This is a genomic window from Streptomyces pacificus, from assembly GCF_011766325.1.
Classification (GTDB): Bacteria; Actinomycetota; Actinomycetes; order Streptomycetales; family Streptomycetaceae; genus Streptomyces; species Streptomyces pacificus.
In genome coordinates this window covers 1-13,909 of sequence record NZ_BLLG01000006.1, presented here as the reverse complement: position 1 = coordinate 13,909, position 13,909 = coordinate 1, and the positions used below count along the sequence as shown (strand labels likewise).

Here is a 13,909-nt window from a genome sequence, read left to right as displayed (position 1 = left end):
TGGCCAGGCCGACTCGGCCCCCTCACCGAAAGGTTGGAGCAGCATGCCGGACCCCGCCGCCGCTCGTGACGCCGCCGAGGAGGCTTCGGCCCTGTCGCATCCGGCCGTCGCCCCGGACGCCTCGGCGGTCTACGGGGAACACCCGGACCAGGTCGTCGACTTCTACGCGCCGCGGGACGGCCGGGACCCGGCGCCGCTCGTGGTGGTGCTGCACGGAGGAGCGTGGCGGGCACCGTACGACCGGCGGCACATCAGTCCGTTCGCGGACTTCCTGGCGCGGCGCGGTTTCGCCGTGGCGAACGTGGAGTACCGCAGGGGGCCGTCGCTGCCCCAGCCACGCGCCGAGGAGGGCGCCGGCGGGCCGGTCGCCGGGCGCTGGCCGGAGACGTTCGACGACATCGCCGCCGCGATGGACGCGCTGGCGGACCTGACCCGCGCGGAGCTGCCGCAGGCGGACCCGCGGCGCACGGTCCTCACCGGCCATTCCGCGGGCGGGCACCTCGCCCTGTGGGCGGCCGCCCGGCACGTGCTGCCGGTGGGCGCGGCCTGGCGGCTGCCGACCGCCCCGGAGCTGCGCGGGGTCGTCGCGCTGGCGCCGATCGCCGATCTCGGCCGGGCGGCCGAACTGGACGTCTGCGGCGGCGCGGTGCACCAGTTCCTCGGCGGGCGGGCGGAGTCCGGGGCGCGCGCCGGGTGCGCGGACCCGGCCGTGCTGCTGCCCACCGGGATCGCCACGGCCGTCGTCCAGGGGCGCGAGGACAGCGTGGTGCCGCAGGCCGTCGCCGAGTCCTTCGTCGACGCGGCCGCGAAGGCGGGCGAGACGGTCGGGCTCACCCTGCTCGGCGGCATCGGCCACTTCCCGCTCATCGATCCGTCGGCGGACGCCTGCGCGGTGGTGGCGGAGGAGATCGCACAGCTCGCCTGGTGACGGCCTCCGCCAGGCCGGGGGGCGTACAACAGGGGCGCTGGTCGTACCCGACCGGGGTCGCAGCCGCCCGGGCGGTACCCGGGCGGTATCCGGGCGGTATCCGGGCGGTACCCGGGTAGTACCTGGGACGGACGCGGGAGGATCCGCATCACAGGGGACGACCGCGTCCGCGCCCGCCCGTACCTTTGCCGACGTGACCGACACGCAGACCACCGCGACCACGTCCCACTTCCCGACCATGCCGACCACCGCCACCGCCGCGGCCGCCGCCACCACGCCCGGCTTCCCTGCCGCCGCGACCGTCCCGACCACCCGGCGCATACCGCGGACCGATGCCGGCAACCGCAGTCCCGAGTTCCGTCTGGCCCTGGGCGCGCTCGCGGGTCTGCGCCGGGACCTCTTCCACGGCGCCTTCGCGTACCGGCCGCTGGCCCCGCTGCCCGGTGACGGGGCGCTGGCCCGGCGACTGCCCGCGCGTATCCGCCGGTTCGCGGTCTGGACCCCGCACGCGATCGTCGCCGCCGGCGCCCTGCTGGCGCTGCTCGTCGGCGCCCCCGCCTACTCCGGGACGCTCGGTCCCGTCTCCCTCGTCTTCATGGCGGTGCCCGCGGCCACGGTGCTGCTGACGCTGGTGCGACCGGTGCTGGCCTTCTGGGCCTCGCTCGCCTCGACGCCCTTCCTCGCGGCCCTCGGCAACGTCTGGGGCGACGGGCTGTGGACTCCGGCCACCATCGCCGCCCATCTCGCGGTCCTCACCTTCGTGGCGGCGCGGACCCGGCCGCGGACCGCTGTCTGGATGTGGGTGCTGACGGGGGCGCACGGACTGCTCGCGGGTGCCGTCCTCGGCGTCGTGTACCCCGCGGGAAGCACGATGCTGCTGTTCGTCTCGGCCTTCGTGCTGCTGGTGGTGGCGATGGCGCAGGTGCGCCGGCAGGCGGTACGCGAAGTCGCCGCCCAGCAGAGCGTCACGGCCGTCGAACGCGACCGCCGCACCCTGCTGGAGGAGCGCAGCACGATCGCCCGCGAGTTGCACGACGTGGTCGCCCACCATATGTCGGTCGTCGCCATCCAGGCGGAGGCAGCCCCGTACCGGGTGCAGGATCCGCCGCCCGAGCTGGCACAGGCGTTCGCGACCATCAGGGAGAACGCGGTGGCCGCGCTCAACGAACTGCGCCGGGTGCTCGGTGTCGTACGGGCGGAGGACTACGAGGCCCCCGGCGCACCCCAGCCGACCCTCGCCGATCTCGACGCGCTGCTCGGCAATGTCCGGGACGCCGGCCTTGACGTCGGTCTCGTGATCACCGGAGCGGTCCGGCGACTGCCCCCGGGCGTCGAACTCTCGGCGTACCGCATCACCCAGGAGGCCCTGAGCAACGCGCTGCGCCACGCGCCGGGCGCGTCCGCGAAGGTGGAGGTGGCGTACGTCCTCGGCGGACTCGGCGTCCGCGTCGTCAACGGCCCGGCCAGGGGCCTGCGGAAGCCCGACCACCTGGCAGGCGCCGCCGGGCGGGGTTCTCGCCCGGCGGGCCCGGCGGAGCCAGCGGAGCGGGTGGGCGCGGTCGGTGCGGTCGGCGCGGTCGGTGCGATGGATGAGGCCGGCCCGGTGGAGCAGTCGGAGCAGTCGGAGCAGTGGGAGCCGGTGGACGAGGCCGATCCGGTGGGTTCGGCCGGGGCCACCGGCCTCGGCCACGGTCTCACCGGCATGCGGGAACGGGTCTCCATGCTGAACGGCGAGATGGCGACCGGCCCGACGGAGGACGGCGGCTACGAGGTCACCGTGTTCCTCCCCACCCGGCAGGACGAGACCGTATGACCATCCGCGTCCTCATCGCGGACGATCAGGCGATGGTCCGCGAGGGTTTCTCCGTCCTGCTGAACGCCATGCCCGGCATCGAGGTGGTCGGCGAGGCGGTCGACGGCCGGGAGGCGGTCGCACAGGTCGACGCGCTGCGGCCCGATGTGGTCCTCATGGACATCCGCATGCCCGAGCTCAACGGCATCGAGGCCACCCGCGAGATCGTCGCCGCCGACAGCGACGCGAAGGTGCTGGTGCTGACGACCTTCGACCTGGACGAGTACGTGTACCAGGCACTGCGCGCCGGTGCCTCCGGCTTCCTGCTGAAGGACGCCTCCGCGCGTCGGCTCGCGGACGGGGTGCGGGTGGTGGCGGCGGGCGAGGCCCTGCTCGCGCCGTCCGTCACCCGCAGGCTGATCACGGAGTTCTCCCGGATCCCTGTGGCGCCCAGGTCGTCGGCGCCGGCCCGGATCAGCGATCTGACGGAACGCGAGACGGAGGTCCTGGCTCTGATCGCGCAGGGTCTGTCGAACGCGGAGATCGCCGCGCAGCTCGTCGTCGCCGAGTCCACGATCAAGACCCATGTCAGCCGGATCCTGGTGAAACTGGGGCTGCGGGACAGGACGCAGGCGGCGGTGTTCGCCTATGAGGCGAGGCTGGTCACGCCGGGTTGAGGTCTCCGTTCCCGGTCGTCGGCGATGCCGGTTGGCGATGCCGGAGGGCTGCGGACGCCTGCGGACGCCGGCGCACGGCATCCGTAGGGCACAGGCGGAGGGCCGCGGCGGCGCCGGTGGTGGCGGCGGTGGTGCGGCGCGGTGGTGCCGTGCGGCGGTCAGCGGGGCGGTGGGGGCGGTGCCTCCGGCGGGTGGGGTGGCCGCGGTGGTGCCTCAGGTGGGGGCGGGGGTTCGGGCCTGTCCGCGGGCGGTTCCGTCGGCCGCGGTGGCGATGCGGGTGCGGGTGCCGGTCCCGGTGGTGGCGCCGGTGGTGGTGCGGTCGGGGCCGTCCCGGGTTGCTGCGGTCCGGGCTTGTGCCCCGGAGGGGCCGGCGGTGGCGGTGGCTGTCCCGCTCCGTGCGGCGGCGGGGGTTGACCCGGCGCGTGCGGCGGTGGCGGGGGTTGACCCGGCGCGTGCGGCGGCGGTTCCGGTGGCATGCCGGCGAGGTCCGGTGCCTGCTCCGGCCACACCAGCAACACGGGGCAGGGTGCGTGGTCCACGACGAACCGGGCGGCCGGGCCCAGACTGCGCGGCCCCAGGTGACCTCGGTCCCCGTCCCTTGCGACGATGAGCAGATCGGCGCCTTCGGCCGCGGTGACGACTTCCCGTTCCACCCGGCCCGAACGTTCCAGACGCGTGCACGGTCGGCCCAACCGCTCGGCTGCCAGGGCGAGCAGCCGCTCGGCGGAGTCGGCGCCGAGGTCCTCCATCCGGTCCCCCGGGTCGTCCCCCTGGCGTCCCCGCCCCAGCAGGCCGGCGAAGGCCCCGCGGGCGACGCCCGCCGAGACCGGTTCGCTGACGTGCAGCAGCGTGACCTCCTCGCTCTCGGCCGTACGGGCGCGTGCGGCGTCGACGCACGCGGGCCAGGTGCCCTCGACGATCCAGGCGATCACGGGCATGGGAATCAGCCTCCCGAACCTTGGAGCACGAGCAGTGACGCCCACAGTGCCACGACCGACAGCACGAGGGCGGCCGGCACGGTGAGCAGGCCGAGCCGGGTGAACTCCGCGAGGTCCACCTCGTGTTTGTGCTGGTGCACGATCCGGCGCCACAGCAGGGTGGCCAGCGAGCCCGCATAGGTCAGGTTGGGGCCGATGTTCACGCCCAGCAGGACGGCCAGCACCGCGCCGGGGCCGGTGGGAACGGCCAGGGGGAGCAGCACCAGCACCGCGGGCAGGTTGTTGATGAGGTTGGCGAGCAGCGCGGCCAGGGCTGCCAGCGCCAGCAGTGCGGGCAGCGAGGTGTCGGACGGGACGAGCTGCCCGAGGAGGTCCGCGAGGCCGTTGTCGACGACCGCCCGGACCACGATGCCGAGCCCGAGGACGAACGCCAGGAAGGGCAGGGAGGCGGCGCCGACGATGCCGCGCACGGTGGTGCGCCGGCGGATGCCGGCGCGGACGCCGAGGACGAGGGCACCCGCGGCGGCCGCCCAGGCCGGTTCGATGCCCAGCGCGGAGGTGACGACGAACCCGGCCAGCGTGCAGCCGAGGGTGGCCAGCGCGAACACCGGCAGCGCGACGGTCTCGCCGGACGTGCCCGTACCGGTGCCGATGCTCAGGTCGGCGGCGAAGAACCGGCGGAGGGCGACGTACTCGACGGCGATCGCGACCAGCCACGGCAGGGCCATCAGCCCGGCGAACCGGGTGAAGCTCAGGCCGCTGGCCGAGAACGCGAGCAGGTTGGTCAGGTTGGACACGGGCAGCAGCAGCGAGGCGGAGTTCGACAGATGGGTGCAGGCGTAGACGTGCGGCTTCGGCCTGACGCCCATCCGGGCGGCGGTCGCGAAGACGACGGGGGTGAGCAGCACGATCGTGGCGTCCAGACTGAGTACCGCGGTGATCACCGAGGCGAGCCCGAAGACGGACGCGAGCAGCCGCTTGGGCCGCCCTGCCGACCGCTGCGCCATCCAGGCGCCGCAGGCGCGGAACAGCCCTTCGTCGGCGCAGAGCCGGGCCAGTACCAGCACCGCTGCCAGGAAGCCGATCACCGGGCCGAGCCGTGCGACCTCCTCGGCCGCGTGTGCCGTGGAGATCGCGCCGGTGGCGATCAGCAGCGCGGCGGCGGGCACGGCGGCGGCGGCCTCCGGCACGCCGAAGGGTCTGACGATCGCGCAGAAGAGCACCAGGAGGAGCAGGAAAGCGGACAGTGCCTCCGCGAGCGGTGTGGACAGGATCGGTGCCTCCGGTACGTGGTGCGGGGCGCATGGTGCGGGGTGGTGGCGGGACACGTGGTGCGGGGCGAGGGCTGATCGGTGACGCGGCACGCGGCCGGAATGCGGACGGGCGACGGGCGACGGGTGACGGGTGACGGGATACGGATGGCGGATGACTGATGGCGGACGGGGGACGGGGGACGGGGGACGGGGGACGGAGGACGGGGGACAGCATTGACGTGGTGCGGTCGATCGGTCTGATCGGTCTGATCGGGACTATGTGGTGCGTTTCGTGACGTCTCTCATCGAACCACTCCGGTGCCCCTCCCGAATCACGCGGTGGGCGGTTAGCGTCCGGCTATGGATGCTCCTGTGTTCGCACCCTGGTCGCCCGCCTTCACCGCGGACCCGTATCCCGCGTACGCGGAACTCCGCAACCGGGGGCGGGTGCACTGGTTCGAGCCCACGCGGCAGTGGCTCGTGCCCCACTACGCCGATGTGTCCGCCCTGCTGCGGGACCGCCGTCTCGGCCGCACGTATCTGCACCGGTTCACGCACGAGGAGTTCGGGCGCACACCCCCGCCGCCCGGGCACGAGCCCTTCCACACGCTGAACGACAACGGGCTGCTCGACCTCGAGGCACCGGACCACACCCGGATCCGGCGGCTGGTGACCAAGGCGTTCACTCCGCGGACCGTGCAGTCGCTGGAGCCGACCGTGCGCCGGCTGGCCGACGAACTGGTGCGCGGGCTGGTGAAGAACGGCGGGGGTGATCTGCTCGCCGAGGTCGCCGAGCCGCTGCCGGTCGCGGTCATCGCGGAGATGCTCGGGATACCGGAGTCCGATCGCGGTCTGCTGAGGCCCTGGTCGGCGGACATCTGCGGGATGTTCGAGCTGAATCCGTCCGAGGAGGCAGCGGCGAGGGCGGTCCGGGCCTCGGTGGAGTTCTCCGCCTATCTGCGGGAGCTGATCGCCGAGCGCCGTGCCCGGCCGGGCGGGGATCTGGTGTCGGCGCTGATCTCCGCTCACGACGAGGGGGAGCGGCTCAGCGAGCAGGAGATGGTCTCCACCTGCGTGCTGCTGCTGAACGCGGGACACGAGGCCACCGTCAACACCACGGCGAACGGCTGGTGGACGCTGTTTCGCCACCCGGCCGAGCTGGCGAGGCTGCGGGCCGACCACACGCTGCTGCCGACGGCGGTGGAGGAACTGATGCGGTACGACACCCCGCTGCAGATGTTCGAGCGCTGGGTGCTCGACGACATCGAGATCGGCGGCACGGTCGTCCCACGCGGCTCCGAGCTGGCGCTGCTCTTCGGCTCGGCCAACCGGGACCCGGCCCGCTTCGAGCGCCCAGGCGACCTCGACCTCGGCCGTGCCGACAACCCGCACATCACGTTCGGCGCCGGGATCCACTACTGCCTGGGCGCTCCCCTGGCCCGGGTCGAACTGGCCGCTTCCTTCGGGGAACTGCTGCGGCAGGCCCCGGCGATGCGGCTCGCCGCGGAGCCGGAGTGGAAGCCGGGGTATGTGATCAGAGGGCTGCGGGAGCTGCGCGTGGAGGTGTGAGGCGCCCCCCGTGCGGGCGGTCTCAGCTCAGTGGACGAATTCCGGCTGCATGTACGGCGTCCACCAGCTGGTCAGGCCCCAGACGCCGAGGGCGAGCCCGGCCATCGCTGCCGCTGCGGCGAGCCAGGGGCGGCGCAGCCACCGCAGCCCGGCGGCCCAGAGGGCGAGCGGCAGCAGGGCTCCGCCCAGGGCGACCAGGGGGAGGTCGACGTAGAGCACGCTCAGGTCCCGGTGCCGCTGGCCGACGCCGCCGTCGATGCTGATCCTGGCCAGCGGTGCCCAGGCGAGCAGCGCGGTGGCCGCGCCCCCGGCCGCGAGGAGGCAGCCCGCGTAGCCCCTTGTGTCCTTCGTCATGACCACTACGGACGTGGGAGCGTTTCCGGTGGTTCCGGTGGTTCCTATGGTTCCGGTGGCCGGTGGCCCGGGGGTTCCAGTGGCCCGGTGACGGGACGGCCTCTGCGCCGTCGCCGCCGTCCGGTCCGCCGTCGTCCGGTCCGCCTTGTTCCGTGGTCGCGCCGCCGGTGCCGTCGTCCCGCGCGGCGGCCTCGGCTGTGCCTGCCCTGCCGGCCGCCGCCCCGCGGGTGTCACCGGCTCTCCGGGCGTGCGGGGCGGGGGCGCGAAGGCGTCCCGCCCCGCGGTCGGATTCCGTCAGATCCCCAGGTCCCGGCGGCGGAAGGCGGCCAGGCCCGCGGCCGTCAGGGCCGCCGCCAGCGCCGTGAGGACCAGCATCGGCGGCCAGTCCATCGGCGGTCCCGGGAGCTTCGGCAGATGGCCGAACGGCGAGAGGTTCAGGGCGGCCTGGGGCAGGTCGAGCGCCGGGCCGACCCAGCCGAGTGCGAGGCACAGCCCCGCCACGGCCCAGCCGGCCGTCGCGGCCCCGGGCACCGCGCCGTACAGCAGCAGCGCCACGCCGGCGAGCGTCCACACGGCGGGGACCTGGACCAGCGCGGCGCCGGTGAGCGAGGAGAGGTCCCCGCCGTGGCCGAGCGCCAGTCCCGCCCCGGCGAGCAGCATGATCAGTACGGCGCCGCCGAAGGCGACGGCCAGATGCCCGGCGGCCCAGGAGGTCCTGCCGACCGCGTTCGCGAGGACCGGTTCGGCGCGCTGGGAGGTCTCCTCGCCGTGCATGCGCAGCACGGACCCGACCGCGTACAGGGTGGCGATCAGCCCGAACATGCCGATCATGGCGGCGAGGAAGGCGTCGGTGAGCGCCGTCTGCCCGCCCATCCGCTCGAAGATCTCCCTGGTCCGCTCGTTGTCGCCGACCAGGTCCGCCGCGCCGTCGGCCATGCCGCCGAAGACCGTCCCGGCGAGCAGGAACCCGGCCGCCCAGCCGAACAGACCGGCGCGCTGGAGCCGCCATGCGAGCCCGGACGCGGTCGCGATCCGGCCCTCGGCGGGGCCCGGCCGGGTGGCCAGGAGGCCCCTGCCGATGTCCCTGCGCCCGGCCAGGGCGTACGCGGCGGCGCCCTGGGCGGATGCCGCGCCGAGCGTGAGCAGCAGCACCCACCAGCGTTCGCCGGCGTAGGCCCGGACGTACTCGGCCCAGCCCACCGGGGACAGCCAGGTCAGCAGCGATGATTCACCGCCGAGGCCGCCCCGGGCCGGGTCGCCCGCGGTACCCGCGTCGCCGGCGGCCCGCAGGACGAACGCGAGGCCGAGCGCGGCCGCCGTCACTCCCTTGGCGAGCCGGGCGCTCTCGGTGAGCTGGGCGACGACCGCCGCCGCGGTGGCGAACAGCATGCCCGTGCCGCCGATCGCGAGGCCGAGGGCGAGCGCGCCGGCCGTGCCCTGGCCGGCCAGCCCGGCGGTGATCAGCAGGGCGATCGCCGCGTTGGCGACGCCTGCGGTGAGCAGTGCGGCCGTCAGGGGCGCGCGCCGGCCCACCATGGCGGAGGAGAGCATTTCCTGACGGCCGCTCTCCTCCTCCTCGCGGGTGTGCCGCACCACGACGACCAGGCTCATCACCGCGGCCAGCACGGCCGCCAGCGTCCCGAACCGCCAGGCGACCAGTGCGCCGGTGCTGTCGCCGAACACCGGGCCGTAGAGGCTGCGGAGCGAACCGTTCGCGGCCATCGACTCGGCGAACCGGGTCCTGTCCTCCGGCGTGTCGTACAGCGTCCCCAACGAGCCGACGCCGCTGACCACCATGCCGGTGATCACCAGCACCCACACGGGCAGCATGATCCGGTCCCGGCGCAGGGCCAGCCGGAGCAGGGTGCCGGTGCCGGCGAGCGGGCGGCCGGCGCGGCGCGCCGCGTGCGCCGTGCGGGGTGCCATGACGGCGCTCACCGCGCCACCGCCCCTTGTGCCCGGTCGTCGCGTCCGTCGCGGTCGTCGCGGTCGTCACGTCCGGAGCTTCGGCCGCCCCCGTCACGTCCGCCGGGTCCGCTGCCTCCGCCCCGTCGGCCGGGTCCGTCGCCTCCGCCGGGTCCGTCGCGACGCCCGTCTCCGCCCCGGTCTCCGCCCCCGTCTCCGCCTCGGTCTCCGCCCCGGTCGGCGTGTCGGTCGGGTCCGCCGGGGCCCGTGCTCTCGGGTGCACCGTCCTCGTAGTGCCGCAGGAAAAGTTCCTCTAGCGTGGGCGGAGTGCTGGTCAGCGACCGCACACCGGCCGCGGTGAGCGAGCGCAGCGCCGCGTCCAGCTTGTCCGTGTCGACCTGGAAGCGGACCCGGCACCCGGTGTCCTCGGCGGCGGCCGCCGGGCCCTGGACGTCGAGGTCGTGGACACCGGGCAGTCCCGCGAGTCCGCCGGGCACGCCCGCGAGATCGGCGCTGACGCTGGTGCGGGTGAGATGGCGCAGATCGGCGAGCGAGCCGCTCTCCACCGTCCGGCCCCGGCGGATGATGCTGACCCGGTCGCACAGCGCCTCCACCTCGCTGAGCACATGGCTCGAGAGCAGGACCGTCCGGCCGCGATCGCGCTCCTCGCCGACGCAGTTCCGGAAGACCTCCTCCATCAGCGGGTCGAGCCCGCTCGTCGGCTCGTCGAGGATCAGCACGTCGGCGTCGGAGGCGAACGCGGCGACCAGGGCCACCTTCTGCCGGTTTCCCTTGGAGTACGTTCGCCCCTTCTTGGTGGGGTCGAGTTCGAACCGGTCGGTCAGCCGGTTCCGGCGCGTCCGGTCGAGTCCGCCGCGCAGCCTGCCGTAGAGGTCGATGACCTCGCCGCCGGAGAGGTTGCGCCACAGGGTCACGTCACCGGGGACGTACGCGGTCCGCCGGTGCAGTTCGACGGCGTCCTGCCACGGGTCCATGCCCAGCAGCCGGGCGGCGCCGGAGTCGGCGCGCAGCAGTCCCAGCAGGATGCGGATGGTGGTGGACTTCCCGGCCCCGTTGGGCCCGAGGAAGCCGTGGACCTCGCCGGCCTCGACCGCGAGGTCGAGGCCGGCGAGTGCGGGTGCCCGTCCGAACGCCTTGTGCAGTCCGGCAGCGCTGATGGCCTTGGTCATGATTCAGAACATACGCTAGATTCATAAATTTGTGAAGTTAAGAAACCGTATAAACTCGCATCCGGGTTGCTGAGCAGGGGAGATGATCCGGGAATGACGCCGATGACCGAGGGCGCCGAGGGTGCCGGGGGCGCCGGGGGTGCCGGGGGCGCCGGGGGTGCCGGGGGCGCCGGGGGTGCCGGGGGCGCCGGGGACGCGGAGGCCGTCTCGCGTTTCGTGGAACGCTTCGCGGCCCAGCTCGTCGAGGCCGGTATGACGCGCATGCCCGCCAGGGTCTTCGCCGCGCTGATGTCCTCCGACTCGGGCGCGATGACCTCCGCCGAGCTCGGCGAGCGGCTGCAGGTCAGCCCCGCCGCGGTGTCCGGTGCGGTGCGCTATCTGTCGCAGCAGCACCTGGTGTCGCGCGAGCGTGAGCCCGGCTCCCGGCGCGAGCGCTACCGGGTCCACAGCAACCAGTGGTACGCGGCGTTCACCAGCCGTGACGTGATGCTGAAGCGCTGGTCGGACTCGCTGCGGGAGGGAGTGGCGAGCCTCGGCGCCGACACCCCGGCGGGTCGCAGGCTGGCGGAGAACGCCGCGTTCTTCGACTTCCTCCAGGAGGAGTTCGGCGCGATCATGGAGCGTTGGCGGGAACACCGCGAGCGGGTGTTCGGCCCTTCCTGACCCGGATTCCGGGCCTCACGGCGCTCCACAGCGCACCGGTCCGGGGCTCACGCGGGGGCACTGTGCCACGCGGGCCCACCGTGCCGTCTGGGCTCCGGTGCCGGGTGCCGGCGCGAAACGCCGGATCGGATCCGCGCCCGGGCCGCTGAGGGTTCGGCCCGGCCCGCCCCGCGCCCCGCGAGTCGCCTCTGGGTAACGCCCCGCGACTCCCCTCCGGGCAACGTTCCGCGAGTCGTCGCCTCCGGGCAACGTTCCGCGCCAGTCCCCTTCCCGGCCGGAAAGCGTCCGCGCCCCGAAAGCGTCCCCGGCCGCTCACTCTCCCGCGGCCCGCGGCCCCGGCAGCGTCAGTGACCACGCCCTGGGGCGGAGGGTCCAGGTCCGGTGCCGGACCGGTCCGGCGACCAGCGCGTCGGCGCGATAGCGGAAGTCGGCGCCGGAGACGGTGACCACCTTGGCCAGGATCCGTACGGGGCCCGAGCCTGATCCGCGCCGCACGGTCACCTCGGCGGCGCCGTCGGCCGTGCGGACGCGTACGTCCTCGATCGGCTCGTCCAGATCGCTCAGCAGCACCCCGTCCGCCTCCACCCGCAGCCTGAGCCGTGCGCCAGGCGATGCCTGGGGAACGGGACCGGCCAGGGTGCGGACCAGTGAGCGGCAGACGCGCCACACCGAGCCGACCGGTCCCGCCGCCCCGCCGGTGCGCGTGCCGCCCCAACCCCCCCAACCCCCTGAACCCCCCGTGCCGCCAGGACCCCCCGTGCCGCCCCTGCCCGCGGGGATGCGCAGATCGGCCAGCACCACCCCGTCACTGTCGTCGGCCAGCAGGTCCAGCCGGTGCGCGGCTCCGTCGAGGACCGTCCGGGCGGCCGCCACCGCATCGGCCGGCACGCCCAGCGCGCGGGCCGTCTCCACCGAGCCGCGGGCGCCGACCGGGACCAGTGACAGGGTCTCGTCGGCGAGTTCCCGAGCCCGGTGCAGCAGGCCCACCGCGCGCAGCAGCGCACGGTCGTCACCGATCACCACGGGGCGCCGGGAGCCCCTGCGGGCGAGGGCGCGGGAAAACTCCTTGGGCCCGTCGGGCAGGCAGATCTTCGCCGCCGACCCGGCGCACAGCACATCTTTCGCGATACGCACGGACTCACCGTCGATACGGCGGGCGACCGGGTCGATGACCACCAGGAGCTGGTCGGGAGCCGACACCTCGGTCCTTCCTCGGGTAGCATCTTTGTGCAAGAGCCCCTTGCGCTATTGCGCCAGGGGCTTCGTCTATTCCGGGGCAACCGGTTGGCGGCTCAGGCCCCCGACCATGGACATGCCCCGCCCGGAAGGGGTGTACGCCTGTGCCCGCACTTGTGCTGCTCGGTGCTCAGTGGGGTGACGAAGGCAAGGGAAAGGCCACCGACCTCCTCGGTGGATCCGTGGACTACGTGGTGCGTTACCAGGGTGGTAACAACGCCGGCCACACCGTGGTGGTCGGTGACCAGAAGTATGCGCTCCACCTCCTCCCTTCCGGAATCCTCTCGCCGGGATGCACCCCGGTCATCGGCAACGGCGTCGTCGTCGACCCGGCGGTCCTGCTCTCCGAGCTGAGCGGGCTGAACGACCGCGGCGTCGACACATCCAAGCTTCTGATCAGCGGAAACGCCCATCTGATCACCTCGTACAACGTCACGCTCGACAAGGTGACGGAGCGCTTCCTCGGCAAGCGCAAGATCGGCACCACCGGTCGCGGTATCGGCCCGACCTACGCCGACAAGATCAACCGGGTCGGCATCCGGGTCCAGGACCTGTACGACGAGTCGATCCTGACGCAGAAGGTCGAGGCGGCGCTGGAGCAGAAGAACCAGCTCCTGGCCAAGGTCTTCAACCGCCGCGCCATCGAGTCCGGCCGGGTCGTCGAGGAGCTGCTGGGCTACGGCGACCAGATCCGGCCGTACGTCGCGGACACCACGCTGGTCCTGAACAACGCCCTGGACGAGGGCAAGGTCGTCCTCTTCGAGGGCGGCCAGGGCACCCTCCTGGACGTGGACCACGGCACGTACCCCTTCGTCACCTCCTCGAACCCGACGGCCGGTGGCGCCTGCACCGGCGCGGGCGTCGGCCCGACGAAGATCAGCCGGGTCATCGGCATCCTCAAGGCCTACACCACCCGGGTCGGCGCGGGCCCCTTCCCGACGGAGCTGTTCGACGAGGACGGCGAGGCGCTGCGCCGCATCGGCGGCGAGCGCGGCGTCACCACCGGCCGCGACCGCCGCTGCGGCTGGTTCGACGCGGTCATCGCCCGCTACGCCACCCGTGTCAACGGCCTGACCGACTTCTTCCTGACCAAGCTCGACGTGCTGACCGGCTGGGAGCAGATCCCCGTCTGTGTCGCGTACGAGATCGACGGGCAGCGCGTCGAGGAACTGCCGTACTCGCAGACCGACTTCCACCACGCGAAGCCCGTCTACGAGTTCCTGCCCGGTTGGTCCGAGGACATCACCAAGGCCAAGACCTTCGCCGACCTGCCGAAGAACGCGCAGGGCTATGTGCGGGCACTGGAGGAGATGTCCGGGGCGCCGATCTCGGCGATCGGTGTCGGACCGGGCCGGGACGAGACGATCGAGGTCCACTCGTTCCTGTAGGCCCGGGGGACCGTGC

General features: G+C 73.7%; 12 protein-coding genes. 6 read left to right on the top strand and 6 right to left on the bottom strand.

Going from position 1 to position 13,909, the window contains the following annotated elements; all coding sequences use genetic code 11:
- Positions 1-43 precede the first annotated feature (43 nt).
- The 3 genes from SCWH03_RS12175 to SCWH03_RS12165 all read left to right on the top strand — a co-directional run bounded on the left by SCWH03_RS12175 (position 44) and on the right by SCWH03_RS12165 (position 3,397).
- Entirely contained in the window at positions 44-928 is an 885-nt protein-coding gene (locus tag SCWH03_RS12175) for an alpha/beta hydrolase (RefSeq protein ID WP_173264210.1), read from the top strand.
- A gap of 238 nt (positions 929-1,166) precedes the next feature.
- A complete protein-coding gene (locus SCWH03_RS12170; RefSeq protein ID WP_173264498.1) occupies positions 1,167-2,741 on the top strand; it encodes a sensor histidine kinase in 1,575 nt (524 codons plus the stop codon).
- Positions 2,738-3,397, top strand: a complete 660-nt coding sequence (locus tag SCWH03_RS12165; RefSeq protein WP_173264209.1) for a response regulator — start codon at positions 2,738-2,740, stop codon at positions 3,395-3,397. The genes SCWH03_RS12170 and SCWH03_RS12165 overlap by 4 nt, the downstream gene beginning before the upstream one ends.
- A 158-nt stretch (positions 3,398-3,555) precedes the next feature.
- Here SCWH03_RS12165 and SCWH03_RS12160 read toward each other — a convergent pair whose 3' ends face one another.
- Together SCWH03_RS12160 and SCWH03_RS12155 are read right to left on the bottom strand one after the other, a co-directional pair.
- Positions 3,556-4,335, bottom strand: a complete 780-nt coding sequence (locus tag SCWH03_RS12160) for a universal stress protein (RefSeq protein WP_173264208.1) — start codon at positions 4,333-4,335, stop codon at positions 3,556-3,558.
- A 5-nt stretch (positions 4,336-4,340) separates the two neighbouring features.
- Positions 4,341-5,606 carry an SLC13 family permease gene (locus tag SCWH03_RS12155; protein WP_173264497.1) on the bottom strand — a complete coding sequence of 422 codons (1,266 nt, stop codon included), beginning with the start codon at positions 5,604-5,606 and terminating at the stop codon, positions 4,341-4,343.
- Positions 5,607-5,948: 342 nt separating this feature from the next.
- Between SCWH03_RS12155 and SCWH03_RS12150 the strand changes: the two genes are divergently transcribed.
- Entirely contained in the window at positions 5,949-7,157 is a 1,209-nt protein-coding gene (locus tag SCWH03_RS12150) for a cytochrome P450 (protein WP_173264207.1), read from the top strand.
- A 27-nt stretch (positions 7,158-7,184) separates the two neighbouring features.
- Here SCWH03_RS12150 and SCWH03_RS12145 read toward each other — a convergent pair whose 3' ends face one another.
- The 3 genes from SCWH03_RS12145 to SCWH03_RS12135 all read right to left on the bottom strand — a co-directional run bounded on the left by SCWH03_RS12145 (position 7,185) and on the right by SCWH03_RS12135 (position 10,606).
- Complete coding sequence (locus SCWH03_RS12145) at positions 7,185-7,511, bottom strand: hypothetical protein (protein WP_173264206.1); 327 nt, start codon at positions 7,509-7,511, stop codon at positions 7,185-7,187.
- Between the two features lie 294 nt (positions 7,512-7,805).
- Positions 7,806-9,437 (bottom strand): ABC transporter permease, encoded by a 1,632-nt coding sequence (locus SCWH03_RS12140; protein ID WP_173264205.1) that lies wholly within the window; start codon positions 9,435-9,437, stop codon positions 7,806-7,808.
- A gap of 8 nt (positions 9,438-9,445) precedes the next feature.
- The gene (locus SCWH03_RS12135; RefSeq protein WP_173264204.1) at positions 9,446-10,606 is read right to left on the bottom strand and encodes an ABC transporter ATP-binding protein; all 1,161 of its coding nucleotides are present in this window, start codon (positions 10,604-10,606) and stop codon (positions 9,446-9,448) included.
- Between the two features lie 102 nt (positions 10,607-10,708).
- Between SCWH03_RS12135 and SCWH03_RS12130 the strand changes: the two genes are divergently transcribed.
- Positions 10,709-11,269: a GbsR/MarR family transcriptional regulator gene (locus SCWH03_RS12130; protein WP_371872669.1), complete on the top strand. Its 561-nt coding sequence runs from the start codon at positions 10,709-10,711 to the stop codon at positions 11,267-11,269.
- 312 nt (positions 11,270-11,581) lie between these two features.
- Here the strand turns inward: SCWH03_RS12130 and SCWH03_RS12125 are convergent, their stop codons facing one another.
- Positions 11,582-12,469 (bottom strand): diacylglycerol kinase, encoded by an 888-nt coding sequence (locus SCWH03_RS12125; protein WP_173264203.1) that lies wholly within the window; start codon positions 12,467-12,469, stop codon positions 11,582-11,584.
- Between the two features lie 140 nt (positions 12,470-12,609).
- On the opposite strand from SCWH03_RS12125, the gene SCWH03_RS12120 reads away from it, so the two are divergent.
- Positions 12,610-13,893: an adenylosuccinate synthase gene (locus SCWH03_RS12120; RefSeq protein ID WP_173264202.1), complete on the top strand. Its 1,284-nt coding sequence runs from the start codon at positions 12,610-12,612 to the stop codon at positions 13,891-13,893.
- Positions 13,894-13,909 lie beyond the last annotated feature (16 nt).

Coding starts and splice junctions, on each gene's coding strand:
- SCWH03_RS12130 (WP_371872669.1), top strand. CDS start 10,709: ATGACCGAGGGCGCCGAGGGTGCCGGGGGCGCCGGGGGTGCCGGGGGC.
- SCWH03_RS12145 (WP_173264206.1), bottom strand. CDS start 7,511: ATGACGAAGGACACAAGGGGCTACGCGGGCTGCCTCCTCGCGGCCGGG.
- SCWH03_RS12135 (WP_173264204.1), bottom strand. CDS start 10,606: ATGACCAAGGCCATCAGCGCTGCCGGACTGCACAAGGCGTTCGGACGG.
- SCWH03_RS12175 (WP_173264210.1), top strand. CDS start 44: ATGCCGGACCCCGCCGCCGCTCGTGACGCCGCCGAGGAGGCTTCGGCC.
- SCWH03_RS12165 (WP_173264209.1), top strand. CDS start 2,738: ATGACCATCCGCGTCCTCATCGCGGACGATCAGGCGATGGTCCGCGAG.
- SCWH03_RS12140 (WP_173264205.1), bottom strand. CDS start 9,437: ATGGCACCCCGCACGGCGCACGCGGCGCGCCGCGCCGGCCGCCCGCTC.
- SCWH03_RS12160 (WP_173264208.1), bottom strand. CDS start 4,335: ATGCCCGTGATCGCCTGGATCGTCGAGGGCACCTGGCCCGCGTGCGTC.
- SCWH03_RS12150 (WP_173264207.1), top strand. CDS start 5,949: ATGGATGCTCCTGTGTTCGCACCCTGGTCGCCCGCCTTCACCGCGGAC.
- SCWH03_RS12170 (WP_173264498.1), top strand. CDS start 1,167: ATGCCGACCACCGCCACCGCCGCGGCCGCCGCCACCACGCCCGGCTTC.